Annotated in this window: 1 protein-coding gene; it reads right to left on the bottom strand. The window is 70.1% G+C overall.

Translation table 11 applies throughout. The features are described 5' to 3' along the window. Positions 1 to 288 precede the first annotated feature (288 nt). Positions 289 to 1,725: a serine/threonine protein kinase gene (locus HG543_RS53365; RefSeq protein ID WP_169352634.1), complete on the bottom strand. Its 1,437-nt coding sequence runs from the start codon at positions 1,723 to 1,725 to the stop codon at positions 289 to 291. Positions 1,726 to 1,948 lie beyond the last annotated feature (223 nt).

Raw genomic sequence — 1,948 nt, 5'->3', positions numbered from 1 at the left:
GAGGCGGGCGAACGCCTCCGCCAGGGGGCGCTGGCACTGAAGGCGCCGAAACGGAAGGCGCGGGGACTCCGCCTCCTCTGGAGGGAGCTGCGACGTCACGCCCTGAACCGACATTCCTGAAGGGGGACAGGCGCAGATGAGACGCGCGCATCACGGCTCTCGGGTGAAGCGGTTCCGAAGGGTGCGCGTGCCCAGTACCAGTGCGCACGGCAGCTACCAGGGCTCTCGGCTCTCGTGCCGCGCGCGCTTGCGTGCTCTCCGCCACGGCGGCTTCGAGCGCAGAGGGACTCATGGATGATGGGCGTTGTCGCCTGAGTTCCCCGTGGGACCCGAGGTGGGAGGGCGCCCTGGCCGGAAGACGGGGCCGTAACACGCGCCGTTGTGGACGTAATAGTTAACGCTCGCGTCACAGTCCTTCAGGGGCACGGCCAGCTTCACCCAGCATCCACCATTGAGGGCAACCTGTGCCCTGCTGGGACAGCGTCCCGCGGCATCTGGCCGTATCTGGCTCGGCAGTGGGGTGGTGGGCAGATCCACGGCGATGGTCGACCACGCGGACGGAGCCCGGGTGAGCGGCACCGGCGCCGTCAGTGCGGCGTCTCCGACGGCCACGGTGCCACCATCCTTCGCCTCCTCGAGCACCGGCGCGTGGACCTGTTGGCCGGGGCGCAGGCTCAGCATCCACACGGTACTCAGCGCCACGGCTCCTCCCAGCCCCGCCGCCGCGAGCCGTGACCACCCGTGATTCCGGGGCACCCGAAGTGGGGCACGTCGAGGGATGAACCGTTCCTCCACGGACTCGAAGTCCTCTCGTGCGAAGAGCGGCACATCTGCTTCAGGCCCCGCGTTCCTCGCCGCCCGCTCCAGCGCCTCCGCAAGCTCGCTCGCGCTGCCTCGCGCCTCGGGGCGCACCGAGAGCATTCGCGATACGAGCCCACTCAATTCCTCGCAGCAGCGGACGTTGACGCCGCGTGGAGGCCGAGGGCCCGTGCCCTCCAGTCTCCAGACCTCGGACTCCTCGTGCGTTGGGACCGTTGGGGGAGGGTACTCGCCAGTCACGAGCCGGTACGCTGTGATTCCCAGGGCGAAGACATCATCCGCCGGGCCGGGCGCGTAGGGCGTGGCCGCCTTGTCGAGCGGCAATCGCATGGAGCGCCACGCCTCCGGCGAGCGATAGGGCAGCGTGCCAGGAGGAAACGGCGGCGACGTCAGCGTGGCGGCGCCCACGTAATGCCCGGAGCCGAAGTCGGTCAAGAACACCTGTCCGTCCGCGGCGCTCACCAGCACGTTGTCTCCCTTCACGTCCCGGTGGACGCCGCCCGCGGCATGGACCGCTTCCAGGGCGCGCGCGAGGCTGGCGAGGACGTGGAGCACCTGCCGCGAACTCGGTCGTCGCACCCGAGCCCACTCGTAAAGTGAGACGCCCTCCACCCACTGCATGGCGAGATAGGGGTAGGGGAGGCCCGAGGCGCGCCAGTGGCCATGGTCCACGAGGCGGGGGATGCTCGGGTGACGGAGCCGGGAGAGCAGCTCCACCTCACGCGCGAAGCGCTCGTCTCCAGCGTGCAGCGCCAGCTTGAGGGCGACAGGCCCGGAGTTCCCCTCCACATGGAAGGCGCGATAGACGGCGCCGTAGGCTCCCCATCCGCGCCGGTCCATCACGCGCCACGGCCCCACCCGCGTCCCCGGGGACAGGCTTGCCGGATTCAGGGGGTCGAGCTCCATGGCGTGCCTCGCGGGAAGGAGAGGGCGCAGCGATCGCCGCGAGCCTACCCCCTTCACACTTCGTGTGGCCGGGTCGCCTCGTGCATGAGGTCACCGGGGGGCGGAGAGAGACGCCGGAAGGGTGCTCCAGCAAGGGGGACAGCGTCCTGAATATGCACTCGCCTCCCGGGGGCCGGACGGCTAGAAACACCCTCGCCATGGCGTCCCCCGGCCTCCCATCTTC

Origin of the sequence: Pyxidicoccus fallax, from assembly GCF_012933655.1 — a bacterium.
GTDB classification, from domain to species: domain Bacteria; phylum Myxococcota; class Myxococcia; order Myxococcales; family Myxococcaceae; genus Myxococcus; species Myxococcus fallax.
The sequence above is the reverse complement of the archived record's forward strand: the minus strand, read 5'-3'. Positions and strand labels throughout refer to the sequence as shown.

Excerpts from the sequence above, each read along its gene's own strand:
- HG543_RS53365 (WP_169352634.1), bottom strand. The coding sequence starts at position 1,725 with ATGGAGCTCGACCCCCTGAATCCGGCAAGCCTGTCCCCGGGGACGCGG.